This window comes from Aquabacterium sp. OR-4 (assembly GCF_025290835.2).
Classification (GTDB): Bacteria; Pseudomonadota; Gammaproteobacteria; order Burkholderiales; family Burkholderiaceae_C; genus Pseudaquabacterium.
The window spans coordinates 757,512-775,120 of record NZ_JAOCQD020000001.1; the positions used below are offsets into that span (position 1 = coordinate 757,512).

Sequence of the window (17,609 nt, forward strand, 5' to 3'; positions counted from 1 at the left end):
AGGAATCAAGCAAATGGCAAAGTTCACTCCCCGCGCGCAGACCGAAGGCAACGACGACGGTCTGAAGGAAAAGATGATCGCGGTCAACCGCGTCACCAAGGTCGTCAAGGGCGGTCGCACGCTCAGCTTCGCGGCGCTGACCGTGGTTGGCGATGGCGACGGTCGCATCGGCATGGGCAAGGGCAAGGCCAAGGAAGTGCCGGTCTCGGTGCAGAAGGCCATGGAATCGGCCCGCCGCAACATGTTCAAGGTGGCGTTGAAGAACGGCACCGTGTTCCATAACGTGCGCGGCGAGCACGGCGCTGCCAAGGTGCTGCTGGCGCCCGCGCCGGCCGGTACCGGCATCATCGCCGGCGGCCCGATGCGTGCCGTGTTCGAGGTGATGGGCGTGACCGACATCGTGGCCAAGAGCCTCGGTTCGACCAATCCTTACAACATGGTTCGCGCCACGTTGGACGCCCTGCGTCGCTCTTCCACGCCGTCCGCAGTGGCCGCCAAGCGTGGCAAGACGGTCGAAGAGCTGTTCAACTGAAGCAGCGCTGACGGAGAACACCATGTCCGACAAGAAAACCCTCAAGGTCAAGCTCGTGAAGAGCCCGATCGGCTGCAAGCAGTCGCATCGTGACACCGTGCGCGGCCTCGGCCTGCGCCGCATGAACAGCGTCAGCGAGCTTGAGGACACGCCCGCGGTGCGCGGCATGATCAACAAGATCGCCTACCTGGTGCAGGTGCTGTAAGGCACCCGCCGCATCACGAGGACAATCATGGAACTGAACACCATCAAGCCCAGCGCCGGCTCCAAGAAGCCGCGCCGTCGCGTGGGTCGCGGCATCGGCTCGGGTCTGGGCAAGACCGCAGGTCGTGGCCACAAGGGCCAGAAGTCGCGCGCCGGTGGCTACCACAAGGTGGGCTTCGAAGGCGGCCAGATGCCGCTGCAGCGTCGCCTGCCCAAGCGTGGCTTCAAGTCGCAGACGCTCAAGTACAACGGCGAGATCAGCCTCACGGCGCTTGAGCTGCTGGGCCAGGACGAAGTCGATCTGCTGATGCTCAAGGCCGCCGGCCTGGTGGGCGAGCTGATCAAGCACGTCAAGGTCATCAAGAGCGGCGAGATCAGCCGCAAGGTCGTGCTCAAGGGCATCGGCGCCACCGCTGGCGCCAAGGCTGCCATCGAGGCGGCTGGCGGCTCGCTGAGCTGATCTGATCGGCTGTAAGGACTCGCGCTTTGGCAACCTCGGCAAACCAGCTGGCCAAGAGCGGCAAGTTCGGCGACCTTCGTCGCCGACTTGTCTTTCTCTTGTTGGCGCTGGTGGTCTATCGCATCGGGGCGCACATCCCGGTGCCCGGCATCGATCCCGCACAGCTGCAGCAGCTCTTCAAGAGCCAGCAGGGCGGCATCCTGGGACTGTTCAACATGTTCTCGGGTGGCGCGATGGCGCGCTTCGCCGTGTTCGCACTGGGGATCACGCCGTACATCTCGGCGTCGATCATCATGCAGTTGATGACCTACGTGGTGCCCTCGCTCGAGGCGCTGAAGAAGGAAGGCGAAGCCGGTCGCCGCAGGATCACGCAGTACACGCGCTACGGCACGCTGGGACTGGCGATCTTCCAGTCGCTGGGCATCGCGCTGGCGCTCGAGGGCTCGGCGGGCCTGGTGCTCGATCCGGGTTTCGGCTTCCGTCTGTCGACCGTGGTCAGCCTGACGGCCGGCACGATGTTCCTGATGTGGCTGGGTGAGCAGATCACCGAGCGTGGTCTGGGCAACGGCATCTCGATCCTGATCTTCGGCGGCATTGCGGCAGGTCTGCCAAGCGCCATCGGCGGCTTGTTCGAGCTGGTGCGCACCGGCGCCATGAGCCCCTTCGCATCGATCTTCATCGTTGCGCTGGTGGTGGGTGTGACGTTTGCCGTGGTGTTCGTCGAGCGCGGTCAGCGCAAGATCCTGGTGAACTATGCCAAGCGCCAGGTGGGCAACAAGGTGTACGGCGGCCAGTCGTCGCACCTGCCGCTCAAGCTGAACATGTCGGGGGTGATCCCGCCGATCTTTGCGTCGTCGATCATCCTGCTGCCGGCCACGGTGGTGGGCTGGTTCGCCACCGGAGACGGCCTGCGCTGGCTGAAAGACATCTCGTCGGCCTTGTCGCCGGGGCAACCGATCTACGTGATGCTCTATGCCGCGATGATCGTGTTTTTCTGCTTCTTCTACACGGCGCTGGTGTTCAACAGCCGAGAGACGGCAGACAACCTCAAGAAGAGCGGTGCGTTCATCCCGGGCATTCGCCCAGGTGAGCAGACGGCCCGCCACATTGACAAGATCCTGGGCCGCTTGACGCTGGCCGGCGCGGTGTACATCACGCTGGTCTGTCTGCTGCCCGAGTTCCTGGTGCTGAAGTACAACGTCCCGTTCTACTTTGGTGGCACCTCGCTGCTGATCATCGTGGTGGTCACGATGGATTTCTGGGCTCAGGTCCAGAGCTACGTGATGAGCCAGCAGTACGAATCCTTGCTGAAGAAGGCCAACTTCAAGGCAAGTTGAGCGGCCCGCCGGGGTTTGACCGCCCGGGCGAAGCCAGCGATTGAATCCGCGCCTGCGATGCCGAATGCGGTACAGGCGCTACAGGAGAAGACGATGAAAGTCTCTGCATCGGTCAAGAAGATGTGCCGCAATTGCAAGATCATTCGCCGCAAGGGTGTGGTCCGCGTGATCTGCACCGATCCGCGTCACAAGCAGCGCCAGGGCTGATGCCCCGCGCCGCTGAACGCATCGCGACGAACTGATACCAAGGACCTAGAACCATGGCTCGTATTGCCGGCATCAACATCCCGCCGCACAAGCACGCCGAAATCGGCCTGACTTCCATTTTCGGCATTGGCCGTCCGACCGCGCAGAAGATCTGCGACGCCGTCGGCGTGCCGTACTCGAAGAAGATCAAGGATCTCAACGACGCGGAACTCGAGAAGATCCGTGACGAGATCAACAAGATGACCATCGAGGGCGACCTGCGTCGCGAAACCACGATGAACATCAAGCGGCTGATGGACCTGGGCTGCTATCGCGGCTTCCGTCATCGCCGTGGCCTGCCGATGCGCGGCCAGCGCACCCGCACCAACGCCCGCACCCGCAAGGGTCCGCGCAAGGGTGCGGCCGCGCTCAAGAAGTAAGCCGCCGCACAGAACAGCCCCTGACCGAGATTCGACATGGCCAAAGCACCTGCCAATAACGCGGCTCGCCGCGTGAGCAAGAAGGTCCGCAAGAACGTCGCGGACGGCATCGCTCACGTGCATGCCTCGTTCAATAACACCATCATCACGATCACCGACCGTCAAGGCGGTGCACTGTCCTGGGCCTCGTCGGGTGGCCAGGGCTTCAAGGGTTCGCGCAAGTCGACGCCCTTCGCTGCCCAGGTGGCTGCCGAAGTGGCCGGCCGCGCCGCGCAAGAACAAGGCATCAAGAACCTCGACGTGCGCATTAAGGGCCCCGGCCCGGGTCGCGAGTCGTCGGTGCGTGCCCTGGCTGCGCTGGGCATCCGCATCAACTCGATCAGCGACGTGACGCCCGTGCCGCACAACGGCTGCCGTCCGCAGAAGCGTCGCCGCATCTGAGCGCCGGCCAGCGGGTCGGCTGCCTTCGGGCAGTGCCGCTATAATGTAGAGTTTTCCGACAGCCGGCGGGTGCTTAGCACCGGCCGGCAATTTTGTTGGGCGCCGTCGGCGCCCACACAAGCCCACCGTCTGAGCGCCAGAACAACACTCGCCAGACTCGCGCGACCCAGCCTCGCGTCAGATCCATCCAGAAGGAACATCCGTGGCACGTTACCTCGGCCCCAAGGCCAAACTGTCTCGCCGTGAAGGCACCGATCTTTTCCTGAAGAGCGCCCGCCGCGCCATCAGCGACAAGTCGAAGGAAAGCAAGCCTGGCCAGCATGGCCGCACCTCGGGTCAGCGCACCTCTGACTTCGGCATCCAGCTGCGCGAGAAGCAGAAGGTCAAGCGCATGTATGGCGTGCTGGAGCGTCAGTTCCGCCGTTACTTCGCCGAGGCCGAGCGCCGCAAGGGCAACACCGGTGCCAACCTGCTGTTCCTGCTGGAATCGCGCCTGGACAACGTGGTGTATCGCATGGGCTTCGGCTCGACCCGCGCCGAGGCTCGCCAGCTGGTGTCGCACCAGGCCATCCTGGTCAACGGCAAGAGCGTGAACATCCCGTCCTACCTGGTGAAGGTGGGTGACGTGGTGTCGGTGCGCGAGAAGGCCAAGAAGCAGCTGCGCATCACCGACGCGGTGAAGCTGGCCGATTCGATCGGCATGCCTGCCTGGGTGCAGGTCGACGGCGCCAAGCTCGAAGGCGTGTTCAAGAAGGTTCCCGACCGCGACGAGTTCGGTGCCGAGATCAATGAATCGCTGATCGTCGAGTTGTACTCGCGGTAATCGTTTGGGGCTGAGCTGCTGCGCGTTTGCGCAGCCTCGGCCCTGGCTGCCGCTTCGCGTGTCGGGCACGGAGCGGCCACAAATCCAGCCCGGCATGGTCCGCCAGCCTTATCGGTGTAACGAGCCGAGGGTATTGAGAGGAACAGGACTCGATGCAAACCAATCTGCTGAAACCCAAAGCCATCCACGTCGAGCCGCTCGGCAACCACCGCGCCAAGGTCACCTTGGAACCGTTCGAGCGCGGCTATGGTCACACGCTGGGCAACGCCCTGCGCCGCGTGCTGCTGTCGTCGATGGTGGGTTACGCACCCACAGAAGTCACCATCGCGGGCGTGCTGCACGAGTACTCCACGGTGGATGGCGTCGCTGAAGACGTCGTGCACATTCTGCTGAACCTGAAGGGCGTGGTCTTCCGCCTGCACAACCGCGACGAAGTGACGCTGGTGGTGCGCAAGGAAGGCGAGGGTCCGGTCACGGCCGCCGACATCCAGGTGCCGCATGACGTCGAGGTGATCAACCCCGAGCATGTCATCGCCCATCTGGCGCAAGGCGGCAAGCTCGACATGCAGATCAAGGTCGAGAAGGGCCGTGGTTACGTGCCGGGCAACGTGCGCCGTTACGGTGACGAGCCCACCAAGAGCATCGGCCGCATCGTGCTGGATGCGTCGTTCTCGCCGGTCAAGCGTGTGAGCTACGCGGTCGAGAATGCGCGCGTCGAGCAGCGCACCGATCTCGACAAGCTGGTCATGGAGATCGAGACCAACGGTGCCGTGACGCCTGAAGAGGCCATCCGTGCATCGGCCAAGATCCTGGTGGATCAGCTGGTTATCTTCACCGGCCTGGTCGGTGTCGAACCGGGTGGTGAGGGTCTGGGCTCGGTGGCAGGTCTGGGCGCTTCGACGCCCACGCACGATCCTATCCTGCTGCGTCCGGTGGACGAGCTCGAGCTCACCGTGCGTTCGGCCAACTGCCTGAAGGCCGAAAACATCTACTACATCGGCGATCTGATCCAGCGCACCGAGACCGAGCTGCTCAAGACGCCCAACCTGGGCCGCAAGTCGCTCAACGAAATCAAGGAAGTGCTGGCCTCCCGCGGCCTCACCCTGGGCGCCCGTCTCGAGAACTGGCCCCCGCAGAACCTGGACAAGCGCTGATCACCAGCGCGTCCAACCACCGGTCAGGCTTCGGCCTGGCCTGAGTGCACGCCCCGGTACCTGGAACGGCCGGGGTTCGATAACGAAAGGAAAGCACCATGCGCCATCGTCACGGCCTTCGCAAACTCAACCGCACCAGCGAGCATCGCCAAGCCATGCTTCGCAACATGTGCGTCTCGCTGATCACGCACGAAGCGATCAAGACCACGGTCCCCAAGGCCAAGGAACTGCGCCGTGTGGTCGAGCCGCTGATCACCCTGGGCAAGGAGCCCACCCTGGCCAACAAGCGCCTGGCGTTCTCGCGCCTGCGCGACCGTGACGCCGTGGTCAAGCTGTTCGCTGATCTGGGCCCGCGTTTCGCAACCCGTCCGGGCGGCTACACCCGCATCCTCAAGATGGGGTTCCGTGTGGGTGACAACGCGCCGATGGCGTTCGTTGAGCTGGTCGATCGCGCCGAGCCCGCCGCTGCCGAAGGTGCCGACGCCGCAGCCGAGTAAGACTGCAGACACAGCCGCGGCGTCTGCACACCCGCAGGACGGTGCCTGTTGAATGCCCCAGAAGAAGCCAGCCGAGTGCTGGCTTTTTTCATGCCCCGTTCGTGCGCGTGGATGGTGATGTGCACCGCCATTGGAACCCGGTGCCGCAGCGAGAATCTGTCTTCATCATGAGGGCCTTGATGTATCTCCCGCTTTGCCGTCCGTGGCCGCGACCCCGACCTGGCACCGCGCCGCGGCTGTGGGCCTTGCTGGGGGTGTTTCTGGTCTGGCTGCTGGGTTTGGGCGGGGTTGCTCCTGCCAAGGCCGCAGAGCAGTTTCTCGCGCCGGAGCAGGCGTTCCAGGTTTCGGCTGCCCTGGTGTCGGCGCAGCGTGCCGAGGTGCTGGTGCGCATCGCCGAGGGCTACTACCTCTACCGTGAGCCACTGAAGATCACGGCGGAGGGTGCAGCCTTGGGCCCACTCGAGGTGCCTGCCGGCAAAGTCAAGTTCGACGAGAACTTCGGCAAGGAGGTCGAGACCTACCGTGGCGAGCTGCAGGTGGGCGTGCCGCTGCAGCCGGCGGGCAGCGCCCCGGTCACGCTGGAGGTCGTGGTGCAGGGCTGTGCGGATGCCGGCCTGTGCTATCCACCGCAGGCCCTGAAGATCGCGCTGGATGCCAGCCGTCCGACGGCCGGCAGTGCGACCACCAGCCCAGCGCCGATCGTGCCGAACAGCGCCACCGCAAGCCAGGGCAATGCGCGCGGCTGGCTGGACGATGCCGCGGTAGGCGAGGTGCTGCGCAGCGGCCGGCTCTGGCCTGCGCTGCTGGTGTTCTTCGGCCTCGGCCTGATGCTCAGCCTGACGCCCTGCGTGCTGCCCATGCTGCCCATCCTGTCGTCGCTGATCGTCGGGCAGCAGCCCTGCGCGTCACGCGGGCGCGGTCTGGCGCTGGCCACGGCCTACTCGCTGGGCATGGCGCTGGTGTACACCGCGCTCGGCATCGCGGCTGGCCTGGCTGGGGAGGGTTTTGCTGCTGCGCTGCAAACGCCCTGGGCCCTCGGGGTCTTCTCGGCGCTGCTGGTCGTGCTGGCCTTGTCGATGTTCGATGTCTACGAGTTGCGTCTGCCTGCCGCGATGACCACGCAGTTGACGGTGCATTGCAACCGGCTGCGCGCGGGCCAGCTGATGGGTGTGTTTGCGATGGGTGGCGTGTCGGCGCTGATCGTCAGCCCCTGTGTCAGCGCCCCGCTGGCCGGCGCGCTGATGTTCATCAGCCAGAGTCGCGATGTGGTGCTGGGCGGCGGGGCCTTGTTTGCGCTGGCCATGGGCATGAGCGTGCCCTTGCTGTTGCTGGGCGCGTCGGCGGGACGCTGGTTGCCCAAGGCGGGCCCTTGGATGCAGATGATCAAGCGCCTGTTCGGCGTGCTGATGCTGGCGGTGGCCTTGTGGGTGGCCCAGCCGCTGCTGCAGGTCTCTGTGGCGTTGGCGATTTGGGGCCTGCTGCTGATGTTGCTCGGCTTCTTGCTCAAACCTTTTGCGCCGCATGCGGCGCACCAGCACCCGGTGCGCGACAGCCTCGGGCGTGCCATGGGTCTGGCGGCACTGGCCTGGGGCCTGGCGCAATTGGTCGGCGCGGCATCCGGAGGCCGCGATCCTCTGCAACCGCTGGCGCATCTGGTGGCCGGGGCCCGTGCGGCCGAGCCCGCCGCGCCGGCCTTTCGTGTCATCCATACGCAGGCCGAGTTCGATGCCGCGCTGCGCGATGCCGGTGGTCAGCGCCTGATCCTTGATTTCTATGCCGACTGGTGTGTCTCGTGCAAGGAGATGGAGCGCTTCACGTTCCGCGACGCCAACGTTGCGCAGCGCATGCAGGCCGCCGTGCTGATCAAGGCCGACGTCACGGCCAATACAGAGGATCAACGCGCGATGCTCAAGCGCTTCGGTCTGTTCGGTCCGCCGGGCACCTTGTTCTTTGATGGACAAGGGCGTGAGCTGCTGGCCAGCCGGGTGATCGGCTACCAGGACGCAGCCCGCTTCAAGCGCACGCTCGACGCCGTTGGCCTGTGACTCAACGAAAGTTCTTGCAGACGCTTGAAAGCATGCTATAGTGCTAGCTTCAGTCGCGGGGTGGAGCAGCCTGGTAGCTCGTTGGGCTCATAACCCAAAGGTCGCAAGTTCAAATCTTGCCCCCGCAACCAAGAAATCAGCAGTTGAATCAACGAGTCAGCTGCGAAGCGAAAGCCACCCAAGCGGGTGGCTTTTTGCTTTGTGCCGCGCCCATGCATTGGCATTGGCATTGGCATTGGCATTGGCATTGGCATTGGCATTGGCATTGGCATTGGCATTGGCATTGGCATTGGCATTGGCATTGGCATTGGCATTGGCATTGGCATTGGTTCAGCTTGGGTCTGTGCAGCGCGCGGCAAGCGCGTCAGGCGTGAGCGTCTGGCCGTCCCATCTTGACGAGTGGACTGGCCCCGTTGCTATGGCCTGGGCTTGACCGCCCCGACGAAGGCAACACACTCCACCAGGTTGAGCGCGCCCAGCATGAGGTACTTCTCCGCCTCGGTGCGAACGCCCATCAGGTCGTGTTCGTCGAGCCAGCCGTATACGAAGGCCAGCAGGTAGCGCTCGGCATGTTCAGTGTGGAACTGTTCGACGACCTTGGTCGCCAGTTCCTGCGGCAAGCCTTCGTTGAAGCGCGCACGGGCCGTCAGGCGCTGCAGGCAGCCGTCCTGGATGTCCTCGGTGATCAGCGGCCACTGGTGCCCGCTGAGCTTCATCGCCTGGAAGGTGACCAACAGGACGTGCAGCGCCACCTCCAGCTGCGACATGTCCGCCCCCATGCCCGGCAGCGCCAGGATCGAGGCGAGCATGTTGGGCTGCTGGGCGTAGATCTCGTCGGCCAGGCGCACCTTCTGGTCGTGGCTCATGCGGCGCACGGCGACGTCGGCCTCGATCACCACCCACTGCGCGAGCCGTCCCATCAACTTCAACTTCAGTCAGGCCGGCCGCCAGCGATGCGGCAGCAGTTCGTCCAGCCGGTGGCTGGGGTGCAGGTGGATGCGCGCCAGCACGTCGCGCAGGTAGGCCCACGGATCCAGGCCATTGAGCTTGGCCGACTGAACCAGGCTCATCACCACCGCCGCGCGCTGCCCGGCCAGCGCGCTGCCGGCGAACAGCCAGTTCTTGGCGCCCAGCTTCCACGGCTTGATCTGCCGCTCGATGAGGTTGTTGTCGATGGCCACCGCCCCGTCGTCCAGGTGCAGCGTGAGCGCCTTCCAGGCGTTCAGGCTGTAGTCGATGGCCTCGGCGATCTTGGTGCCGTCCGGCACCTGCGTGCGCTGCAGCTTCAGCCACACCTCGAACTCCTCCCACAGCGGCCGGCTGAAGCCCTGACGTGCGTGCCGACGCTCCTCGCAGCCCATCTCGGCGAAGGCGGCCTCGGCCCGGTAGATTCGGCTCCAGCGCAGCATCGCCTCGGTGGCCACCACGCTGGCACTGTGGCCGCCGCGGCTGAGTTCCTCGAAGCGGCGCCGGGCATGCGCGGCGCAGGCCGCTGCCTTGCGCTGCGGGTAGACCTTGGCATCGAGTACGCCGTTGTAGCCGGCGTACTGATCGGTGATCAGGGTGCCGTTCCACACTGGCTCAGGCGATGGCGGCCCCTTGCCGCCCAGGAAGGCCACCGGGTATTGCGCCCCGCGTCCCAGGCAGAACTCGTAGATCACGCCCGGGTGCGGATCGTGGTGGCTGCGCGCCCAGGCCCAGACGTAGACCTTCTTCGTCTTGCCTGCGCCCGGGTCAGCAGCGGCAGCGGCGTCTCGTCGGCGTGCAGCACCGTGCAGCTGAGGATGAAGCGCCGCTGCAACTCGAACAGCGGCTCCAGCGATACGCCACCGGCGCCGCCCCAGGATGCCAGCGTCGAGCGCGGCGTGTGCACGCCCGAACGTGCGTTGATCGGCGCCTGCCGGTAGTACGGCAGGTGGTCGACGAAGCGGCTGATCAGCGTGTGCGCCACCAAGCCCGCAGCCGGGATGCCACCGTCGACCACGTCCGGCTCGGCCGGCTCCTGGTGCAGTTGCTGGCAGCACTTGCAGGCCCACTTGCCGTAGATGTGCCGGTGCACGAAGAACTTCGCCGGGATGATGTCCAGCTTCTCGCTGACGTCCTCGCCGATGCGCTGCATCGGCCGGCCGCAGTCGGTGTTTGGGCAGGTGGTGTCCTCGGGCTCGTGGCGGTGCTCGACGCGCTCCAGGTGCTCGGGCAGTGCCCGGCGACGGGGCTTGCGGGGTGGCGCCTTCGGGGCCTTGGGTGTCTCGGGCAAGCCGCGCTGCAACTCGGCCAGCTTCGCCCTCAGGCTGGCCTCGTCCTCGGCCATGACTTCAGCGAACAGCAGCCGCTGTGCGGCCGTCATCGACTCGGTCTTGGCGTCGAACTTCCAGCGCTTGAGCCGCGCGAGCTCGAAGTTGAGCTTGTCGATCTTGACTCGGGCCAGCGCAATCTCGCGCTCGCGCCGGGCCAGCTCATGCGCATCGGCCTGGGCCTGCTGCTTCAATCGCTCAATCAGTGCGGCCACCTCGGCCGGCAGGCTCGTCACATCGATGGCGTCGGCAGATTCACCCGGCATGCGCAGCATGGTGCCGCGCCTGCCGCCACGGCACCATTGGCACTTGTGCTGTCAACGGCCCCCGGCCGTCGTATTGCTCGATCAGCAGCGGCGTATGGTGGCCAGTTCGCCCAGGCGCTGCCAGGGCAGGCCCAGCGTCAGCGCCTCGAACTGCTGCGTGCTGAGCTGCAACGCGCAAGCTGCCGAGCCCGCCTCGGCCGTGTGCCTGACGAAGCGGCCAGCATGCAGCCGGCGCGTGGCGCACCACACGCCGAAGCCGTCGTGCACGAGCAGCTTGAGCCGGCTTGCGCGCGCATTGGCGAAGAGGTAGCCGTGGTGCGCGCGCGCCTCGCCCAGCGTGTTGACCACCACTGTCAGCAGCCGGTCGGCACCGGCACGCATGTCCTGCGGCTGGGTGCACAACCACAGCGTGTCGATACGGATCAACGCAGCCACTCCCGCAGCCAAGCCCCGCACTCGCTGGCGGCCTGGCCGGGCCAGATGATGCTCACGGTGGTCGCGCCACGGCGCAGCTCGATGCGGATGTCCGGCAGCGCGCCGGCCGTGCTCGGCGGCAGCGGCAGCGCGATGAACTGCGGGGCTGGAGTCGCAGCATTCGCGTCCTGTGCGGCCGCTGCAACCCGTTCCTGCCGGCGCCAGGCATGCACCATGTTCGCGTTCAGACCGTGCGACTGCGCCACACTGGCCACCGATGCGCCGGGCTGCTCGCATTCCGCCAGCACCTGTTGCCTCAGCGCGGGGGGATGCTGGCGCACCTTCTTGCGTGTCGAGTGTTCCATCGTGTCCATGACAGAGTTGTCGTGGACACGAGACTGGCGCGACGATCGCTGTCGTTCAAGATGGGATGGCTAGCCGCTCACCGTCAGGCGGGGCTGCGGCTTCTTGGCGTTTCGCCTGCGCGGCACTTTGGCCGTTGTTTGACGCTTCTGCCTAGAAATAGTCCGAACGGATCGGGCTGCAACGGTGTACCATCGGGAAAGTCAGGCTTGCTATAGACCGTCTCTCGAGGTCTCCTCTGTTCCCCGCTGGTGTCGCCACCGGGTCCCGGTCGAATCCCCCCGTTGAACTTCTGTGCTACTGGCACTGCGTGGCAGTGTGCTGCGCAGCATTTTCAAAGGAAATCGACATGACGACTCAAACCGGCACCGTGAAGTGGTTCAACGAGGGCAAGGGCTTCGGCTTCATCGCCCCTGATGACGGCAGCAAGGATCTCTTCGCTCACTTCAGCGAGATCAAGGGCACGGGCTTCAAGACCCTGGCCGAGAACCAGCGCGTCGAGTTCGAAGTGACCGACGGCAAGAAGGGCCCCCAAGCCTCGAACATCCGCCCGGTCTGATCGCCGGACGGGCAGGCGGACGGCTCCGGTTCTAGGCACCGGACCAGCCGCCAGCCGCCGTGAGAAACCTCCAGGAAGCCACCGAGCGCATCTGCGAACTCAAGGGCAGCCTGGTGGCCCTGGAAACGCTGGCTGCGGCCATGCTGCATGTCATCTCTGACGAGCAGCGGCAGCGGCTGCGCCAGGTACTCGAACGGCATGCGGAAGTGGCGCGATCAGTCTTGATCCATGCGCCCATTTCCGAGCTCACCATCGGTGCTTTCGAGCACAGCGTTGCACGCAGCCTCGGGCTGATTGGCGACGCCGCCGCTCCGCGGCGATCGGTTGAGCCGATGATGCGCACCACGGTGCGCATCCACACATTCGAAGGCCCGCGCGTGCTCACTGCCGCGACGGGCTTTTTCTTTGAGCGCGATGCGCGGCTGTTTCTCGTGACCAGCCGGCATGTGCTGCTTGATGAAGCCAGCGGGCACCGGCCCGACCACATCGCGCTGCGACTGCACTGTGACGAGAGCGACCTGACCCGCTGCAGCGACTGCGCCGTGCCGCTCTACCGGCAAGGCCAGGCTGGCTGGCGCGAAAGCCGCGACGGCAGCGGCGTGATCGATGTGGCCGCGCTGGAAATCGATCGCGCGGCGCTGCCGCCGTCGGCGCTGCTGCGTGCCTTCACGCCGGCCCATCTGCCCGGCCCGCAAGCCACGGTGGAGGCGGCGTGTCCGGTGGCCATCGTGGGCTTTGCGCCGGGGCTTCAGGATGCCGTGCATCACCTGCCGCTGGTGCGGCAGGCCAGCATCGCCTCGTCGTACGGTGTGCCCTACCAGGGCCGCGGCTGCTTTCTGCTGGATACCCGCGGGCAAGCCGGTTTGAGCGGGTCGCCGGTGCTGGGCAGTGCCCCGCATGCCGGCCAGCGGGCCGACGGCCTACCGTGGCTGCTGCTGGGCGTGCTCTCGGCGCGTCTGGGCGCTGGTGATGGCGGCGATGACGCCGGCCTGGGCCGCGCCTGGTATGCCGAAGTGCTGATGGCCCTCACGGCCGCCTGAAGCCTGCGCCGGGGAGCCGGTTTGCGGCTGCAGGCGGCCGCCAGGCCATGGCATGCTGCCGGCCAGGAGGTCTCGACGTGAACGATTCCCTGGCCGATGTGAAGGCGCTGGTGTTCGACGTGTTCGGCACCCTGGTGGATTGGCGCGGCGGCGTTGCGCGTGAGGCCGAGCTGGCGCTGGCGCCGCTGGGCCTGCAGGCCGACTGGGCCGAGCTGGCCGACGACTGGCGCGCGCAGTATCAGCCGGCGATGGAAGAGGTGCGCAGCGGCCGCCTGCCGTACGCCCGGCTGGACGCCCTGCACCGCCGCAACCTTGACCTGGTACTGCAGCAGCGTGGGTGGGCCGCGCAGGTGGACGACGCCACCCGGCAGTCGCTCAACCGCGCCTGGCATCGGCTGGATGCCTGGCCCGATGTGGTGCCGGCCCTGGCCCGCCTGCGTCGTCGTTTCCTGCTGGCCCCCTGCTCCAACGGGCACATCGCGTTGATGGTGGCGCTGGCGCGCCGCAATGGCATGGTGTGGGATGCCGTCTGCGGCGCCGAACTGGCGCGTGACTACAAGCCCCAGGCCGTGGTCTACCAGGCAGCGGCCGCGGCCTTTGATCTGCCGCCGGCGCAGCTGCTGATGGTGGCGGCGCATTCGTCGGATCTGGCGGCGGCCCGTGCGGCGGGCCTGCGCACGGCCTTCATCCCGCGGCCCGACGAGAGCGGCCCGGGCCGTGGCGAGCAACGCGCCAGTTGCGCGGTGGACGCCAGCGCCGACAGCCTGCTGGCGCTGGCGGCCCAACTGGGTTGCTGATGCGGCGGTGAGGCGCTTGGCCTGCGTTGTGCCGTGTTGCGGGTGCGGCCTCGGGCGACCTGGCTCAGCGGCTGTGCATGGTCATGTGCGACAGCGTGGGCGTGCCCGAGGCGCTGGCGCTTTCGGCGCTCAGGCTGCGGCTGCTGGCGGCATGGCCGGTGGCGGCGGGTGGCAGCTCGATCGGCGCGGCGCCGTCCGGGGCGCGGCGCATCGCCACCCCCACGGTCAGGATGTCGATGACCAGCAACTGCAGGATGCGGCTGACCATGGGCACCTGGGTGGCTGAATCCTCGACGTGGTCAACCGCCAGCACGGTGTCGGCCTTGCGGGCCAGCGGGCTCTGGCTGGCGGTGATGGCCACCACGGCGGCGCCGCGCTCATGGGCGCGGTCGGCCACCTCCAGCAGCTCGGGCAGGCGGCCGTTGGCGCTGATGATCACCGCCACATCGCCGCGCTTGAGCACGCCCACCGCCAGCAGCTGCATGCGCGGATCGGTGTAGGCGCCAGCGGGGATGCCGAAGCGCAGGAACTTGAACTGCGCATCGTGCGCCACCGCGCCGTACTGGCCCACGGTGCAGAACTCCACCCGGTTGGCGGCCACCAGCAGATCGATGGTGCGGTCGATCATTTCGCGGTTGAGCTGGCTGCGCACCTGCAGGATGGCGCTGGCCGTGTTGCCCAGCACCTTGGCGCCCAGCTCGACCGTCGAGTCGTCGTTGGTGACCTGCACATGGGTGATGGGCAGTGTGCCGGTCAGGCCCGAGGCCAGGCGCAGCTTGAAATCGGACAGGCCCTCGCAGCCCAGCGAGCGGCAAAAGCGGATCACCGTGGGCTGGCTCACCTGTGCGGCCTTGGCGATGTCGGCGATCGGCTGGTTGAGCACGGTGCGTGGCTGGGCCAGCACATGCTCGGCCACGCGCAGCTCGGCCGGCGAGAGCTCGCTGCAGGCGCGCCGGATCTGCGCCAGGATGGTGGCGCCGGGCGCCATCTGCATCACCTTGAGCTGTGATTCCAGAATGGCCGAGACGCCGATGAAGGTGGCCTCGGCGGCCGTGATCACGTAGGTGGGGATGGCCGCCACGTAGCGGCTGAAGCGGCCCTTGTCCTCGAAGCGCTGGCGAAAGCTCGAGCGGTCGAAGTACTCGGCCAGCCGCGGCACGATGCTGCCGCCGATGTAGATGCCGCCGGTGGCGCCCAGGGTCACGGCCAGGTTGGCGGCCGTGGTGCCCAGCATGCTGCAGAAGACGTCCAGCGTCTGCTCGGCCAGCGGGTCGCCGCCGTCGAGCGCGCGGCGGGTGATCTCGGGTGCGGCCGGGGTGGCGGTGGCGGGGTCGATCGGCGCGCCGGCATGCTCGGCCAGCGCGCGGTACATCAGCTCGAGGCCCGGGCCCGACAGCAGGCGCTCGAACGAGACATGCTCGAACTGCCGCCAGGCGTGGCGCAGCACCGCGATCTCGCGCTCGTCGCGCGGCGAGAAGCTGGTGTGGCCGCCTTCGGAGCCCAGCGACACCCAGCCGTCGCCGGCCGGAATCAGCGCCGACACGCCCAGGCCGCTGCCCGAGCCCAGCAGGCCGATCACGCTGCGCGGCCGTGCCTGGCCGCCGCCCACCTGGCGCACGCCGCCGGCGGGCAGGCGCGGCAGCGACATGGCCAGCGCGGTGAAGTCGTTGACCACCAGCAGCGTGTCGAAGCCCAGGCGCTGGCGCATGGCCTCGATCGAGAACTCCCAGTGGTAGTTGGTCATGCGCACCTGGTCGCCCTCGACCGGGTTGGCCAGGGCCACGGCCGCATGGCCCACGTGCAGATCGGGCGGCAGGGTGTCGAGGTAGGCGCGCACCGCGGCATGGAAATCGGCATGCTCGGCGCAGCGCAGTGACGCCGGGCGCGTGAACTCGCCCGGCGCGGTCTCGAGCGCAAAGCGGGCAAAGGTGCCGCCGATGTCGGCGATGAGCCGTGGGCTGTCGAAAGTCGCCATGGTGCGGATGGCGGGGGAGCCGCCCGCCGCGGTGGTTTTGCCGATAATCGCTGCGGTCGGATCGGGCACGCCGCCGGTGCGCACCGGCCGGGACGCTGCGTCAGGCAGCGTTGCAGGTGCCCGAAACGCCTGGTGCGAAGAGTATGTCATAGCCTGTAGCCTGACTACATCTGACGCCGCGTTCGGCGTGCTAGTGGTTTACCAAGGCATTTCCCTCTAAGAGAGCGGCCAAATTCTGAGTTGCCTTGGGGATGTTGCCGCTTGCTGTGGTGCTGTAGTTTTGCTACCTTCGGCCCGCGGCGTGCAGTGTTTGCGCGGCCTGGCCCGGTGATTGCTCGGGTTGGGTGGCCGGGTTGAACGCAGCGCAGCAAGGGCCTGTTCGATCACGGTGCCCGTCCCCGACAACCCGAGCCTCCGCACTGTGGCCTTGACGCCGACGACCGAGACCCCAGCAGTTCTCATGCCTGCCACCACTGCCGCCTCGCGCGACGAGGCAGCGGCGCAGGCGCGCGATTTCCCCCGACTGGTGGCCGACATTGGCGGCACCAACGCCCGTTTTGGCTGGATCGAGGCGCCCGGTGCACCGGTGTCGCTGGTGCGCACGCTTTCGGTGCCGGCCTTTGCCGGGCCGGGCGAGGCAGCGCGCAGCTACCTGGATGACCTGGCCACCCAGCAGGGTGGCGCGTGGCGCGCACCACGCCACGCGGCCTTTGCCGTGGCCACCGCGGTGGCCGGTGACCGGGTGGCGTTCACCAACAGCCACTGGGATTTTTCGCGCGAGGCGGTGCGCCAGGCGCTGGGCGTCGAGCAACTGCTGATGCTCAACGACTTCGAGGCGCTGGCGCTGTCGCTGCCCTGTCTGGGCGCAGCGCAACTGCGCTGCCCGGATGGGCGGCTGCCGCGGGCGCCGGGCCACGCCGCGCCCGGCACACCGGCGCCTCTGGCCGTGGTGGGGCCGGGCACCGGCCTGGGCGTGGGGGCGGTGGTGCACACCCGCCAGGGCTGGGTGGCCCTGCCTGGCGAAGGGGGGCATGCCACGCTGGCTGCCGGCCATGCCCTCGAGGCCGAGGTGATCGGTGTGGTGCGGCGGCAGTTTGCGCATGTGTCGGCCGAGCGCCTGCTGTCGGGCATTGGCCTGCCGCTGCTGCACCAGGCCTTGGGCGAGGTGCACGGCCAGCCCGTGGCCGCACCCTGGAGCGCCGAGGCCATCGTCAACGGCGCGCTGGCCGGCGATCAGGCGCTGTGCGGCGACACCGTCGACCTGTTCTGTGCCTTGCTGGGCAGCTTTGCCGGCAATGTGGCGCTCACGCTGGGTGCACGCGGTGGCGTGTACATCGGCGGCGGCATCGTGCCGCGGTTTGCCGACCGTTTCTTTGCGTCGGCCTTCCGCGAGCGCTTCGAGGCCAAGGGCCGCTTCCAGGCCTATCTGGCGGCCATTCCCACCGCGCTGATCACCGACACGCTGGCGGCGCTGACCGGCGGCGCGCTGGCCATCGAGCAGCAGGTGGCGCTGGGTTGATCCGCAACGGTTGAGCGGCGCCCGCCACCGTGCGGGTCGCGCGCGGCCGTTGGGTGCCGTGCCGCGCCGTGCAGTGAAAGGGGCGGTGCGCCGCCCCAGCTTTCCTCCATTTGCCTTGGGCTCATCGCCCCGCCTGCGCTCACCCGCGGGGTGGGTGGCGCCGCGCTCGCGGCGGCCGGCTGTACCCGCGTGGCGCCGCACAGGTGCAGGCTCGGCCTCGGGCAGCGTGGCGGCGTGGCGGTGCCGCAGCCCGTTGGCCACCC

Annotated in this window: 20 protein-coding genes, 1 tRNA gene and 1 pseudogene; 16 read left to right on the forward strand and 6 right to left on the reverse strand. The window is 67.3% G+C overall.

Features of this window, described 5'->3' with window-relative positions; genetic code table 11:
- Positions 1–13 precede the first annotated feature (13 nt).
- The 12 genes from rpsE (at position 14) to N4G63_RS03200 (ending at position 8,250) form a co-directional block, all read left to right on the forward strand.
- Complete coding sequence (gene rpsE, locus N4G63_RS03145) at positions 14–532, forward strand: 30S ribosomal protein S5 (protein WP_260788814.1); 519 nt, start codon at positions 14–16, stop codon at positions 530–532.
- A gap of 22 nt (positions 533–554) precedes the next feature.
- Positions 555–737 carry a 50S ribosomal protein L30 gene (gene rpmD, locus N4G63_RS03150; RefSeq protein ID WP_260788813.1) on the forward strand — a complete coding sequence of 61 codons (183 nt, stop codon included), beginning with the start codon at positions 555–557 and terminating at the stop codon, positions 735–737.
- Positions 738–764: 27 nt separating this feature from the next.
- Positions 765–1,196, forward strand: a complete 432-nt coding sequence (gene rplO / locus N4G63_RS03155) for a 50S ribosomal protein L15 (protein WP_260788812.1) — start codon at positions 765–767, stop codon at positions 1,194–1,196.
- A 26-nt stretch (positions 1,197–1,222) separates the two neighbouring features.
- The gene (gene secY, locus N4G63_RS03160; protein ID WP_260788811.1) at positions 1,223–2,533 is read left to right on the forward strand and encodes a preprotein translocase subunit SecY; all 1,311 of its coding nucleotides are present in this window, start codon (positions 1,223–1,225) and stop codon (positions 2,531–2,533) included.
- A gap of 93 nt (positions 2,534–2,626) precedes the next feature.
- Positions 2,627–2,740 carry a 50S ribosomal protein L36 gene (rpmJ, locus tag N4G63_RS03165; protein WP_035036301.1) on the forward strand — a complete coding sequence of 38 codons (114 nt, stop codon included), beginning with the start codon at positions 2,627–2,629 and terminating at the stop codon, positions 2,738–2,740.
- 53 nt (positions 2,741–2,793) lie between these two features.
- Positions 2,794–3,159, forward strand: a complete 366-nt coding sequence (gene rpsM / locus N4G63_RS03170; RefSeq protein WP_314599335.1) for a 30S ribosomal protein S13 — start codon at positions 2,794–2,796, stop codon at positions 3,157–3,159.
- 36 nt (positions 3,160–3,195) lie between these two features.
- The gene (gene rpsK, locus N4G63_RS03175) at positions 3,196–3,600 is read left to right on the forward strand and encodes a 30S ribosomal protein S11 (protein WP_260788810.1); all 405 of its coding nucleotides are present in this window, start codon (positions 3,196–3,198) and stop codon (positions 3,598–3,600) included.
- Positions 3,601–3,802: 202 nt separating this feature from the next.
- Positions 3,803–4,423 (forward strand): 30S ribosomal protein S4, encoded by a 621-nt coding sequence (rpsD, locus tag N4G63_RS03180; protein WP_260788809.1) that lies wholly within the window; start codon positions 3,803–3,805, stop codon positions 4,421–4,423.
- A gap of 152 nt (positions 4,424–4,575) precedes the next feature.
- Positions 4,576–5,577: a DNA-directed RNA polymerase subunit alpha gene (locus N4G63_RS03185; protein ID WP_260788808.1), complete on the forward strand. Its 1,002-nt coding sequence runs from the start codon at positions 4,576–4,578 to the stop codon at positions 5,575–5,577.
- A gap of 98 nt (positions 5,578–5,675) precedes the next feature.
- The gene (gene rplQ / locus N4G63_RS03190; protein ID WP_260788807.1) at positions 5,676–6,074 is read left to right on the forward strand and encodes a 50S ribosomal protein L17; all 399 of its coding nucleotides are present in this window, start codon (positions 5,676–5,678) and stop codon (positions 6,072–6,074) included.
- 254 nt (positions 6,075–6,328) lie between these two features.
- Entirely contained in the window at positions 6,329–8,119 is a 1,791-nt protein-coding gene (dsbD, locus tag N4G63_RS03195) for a protein-disulfide reductase DsbD (protein WP_314599724.1), read from the forward strand.
- A 54-nt stretch (positions 8,120–8,173) separates the two neighbouring features.
- Positions 8,174–8,250, forward strand: a tRNA-Met gene (locus tag N4G63_RS03200).
- Positions 8,251–8,535: 285 nt separating this feature from the next.
- Here the strand turns inward: N4G63_RS03200 and N4G63_RS03205 are convergent.
- From N4G63_RS03205 to tnpA, 5 genes and pseudogenes are all read right to left on the reverse strand, one after another.
- Positions 8,536–9,039: a hypothetical protein gene (locus N4G63_RS03205; protein ID WP_260787986.1), complete on the reverse strand. Its 504-nt coding sequence runs from the start codon at positions 9,037–9,039 to the stop codon at positions 8,536–8,538.
- Between the two features lie 15 nt (positions 9,040–9,054).
- A complete protein-coding gene (locus N4G63_RS03210; RefSeq protein WP_314599725.1) occupies positions 9,055–9,189 on the reverse strand; it encodes a transposase domain-containing protein in 135 nt (44 codons plus the stop codon).
- Positions 9,175–10,688 (reverse strand): annotated as a pseudogene (gene tnpC, locus N4G63_RS28270) (IS66 family transposase); the annotation flags it as partial. The pseudogene tnpC and the gene N4G63_RS03210, both read right to left, overlap by 15 nt.
- 72 nt (positions 10,689–10,760) lie before the next feature.
- Positions 10,761–11,105 carry an IS66 family insertion sequence element accessory protein TnpB gene (gene tnpB / locus N4G63_RS03225; protein ID WP_260787984.1) on the reverse strand — a complete coding sequence of 115 codons (345 nt, stop codon included), beginning with the start codon at positions 11,103–11,105 and terminating at the stop codon, positions 10,761–10,763.
- Positions 11,102–11,467 carry an IS66-like element accessory protein TnpA gene (gene tnpA / locus N4G63_RS03230; RefSeq protein ID WP_260787983.1) on the reverse strand — a complete coding sequence of 122 codons (366 nt, stop codon included), beginning with the start codon at positions 11,465–11,467 and terminating at the stop codon, positions 11,102–11,104. The genes tnpB and tnpA overlap by 4 nt, the downstream gene beginning before the upstream one ends.
- A gap of 338 nt (positions 11,468–11,805) precedes the next feature.
- On the opposite strand from tnpA, the gene cspE reads away from it, so the two are divergent.
- Genes cspE through N4G63_RS03245 form a run of 3 tightly spaced genes read left to right on the forward strand, consistent with a single transcriptional unit; the run spans position 11,806 to position 13,852 of the window.
- A complete protein-coding gene (gene cspE / locus N4G63_RS03235) occupies positions 11,806–12,015 on the forward strand; it encodes a transcription antiterminator/RNA stability regulator CspE (RefSeq protein WP_260788805.1) in 210 nt (69 codons plus the stop codon).
- A 59-nt stretch (positions 12,016–12,074) separates the two neighbouring features.
- On the forward strand, positions 12,075–13,055 hold the full coding sequence (locus N4G63_RS03240) for a trypsin-like peptidase domain-containing protein (RefSeq protein WP_260788804.1): 981 nt from the start codon (positions 12,075–12,077) through the stop codon (positions 13,053–13,055).
- Between the two features lie 47 nt (positions 13,056–13,102).
- Entirely contained in the window at positions 13,103–13,852 is a 750-nt protein-coding gene (locus N4G63_RS03245) for a haloacid dehalogenase type II (protein ID WP_443111996.1), read from the forward strand.
- 64 nt (positions 13,853–13,916) lie between these two features.
- On the opposite strand, the gene N4G63_RS03250 is transcribed toward N4G63_RS03245, so the two are convergent.
- Positions 13,917–15,827 (reverse strand): glucokinase, encoded by a 1,911-nt coding sequence (locus N4G63_RS03250; RefSeq protein WP_260788802.1) that lies wholly within the window; start codon positions 15,825–15,827, stop codon positions 13,917–13,919.
- Between the two features lie 460 nt (positions 15,828–16,287).
- Here N4G63_RS03250 and glk point away from each other — a divergent pair, with 460 nt between their 5' ends.
- Positions 16,288–17,346, forward strand: a complete 1,059-nt coding sequence (glk, locus tag N4G63_RS03255; RefSeq protein WP_260788801.1) for a glucokinase — start codon at positions 16,288–16,290, stop codon at positions 17,344–17,346.
- Positions 17,347–17,609: the final 263 nt, after the last annotated feature.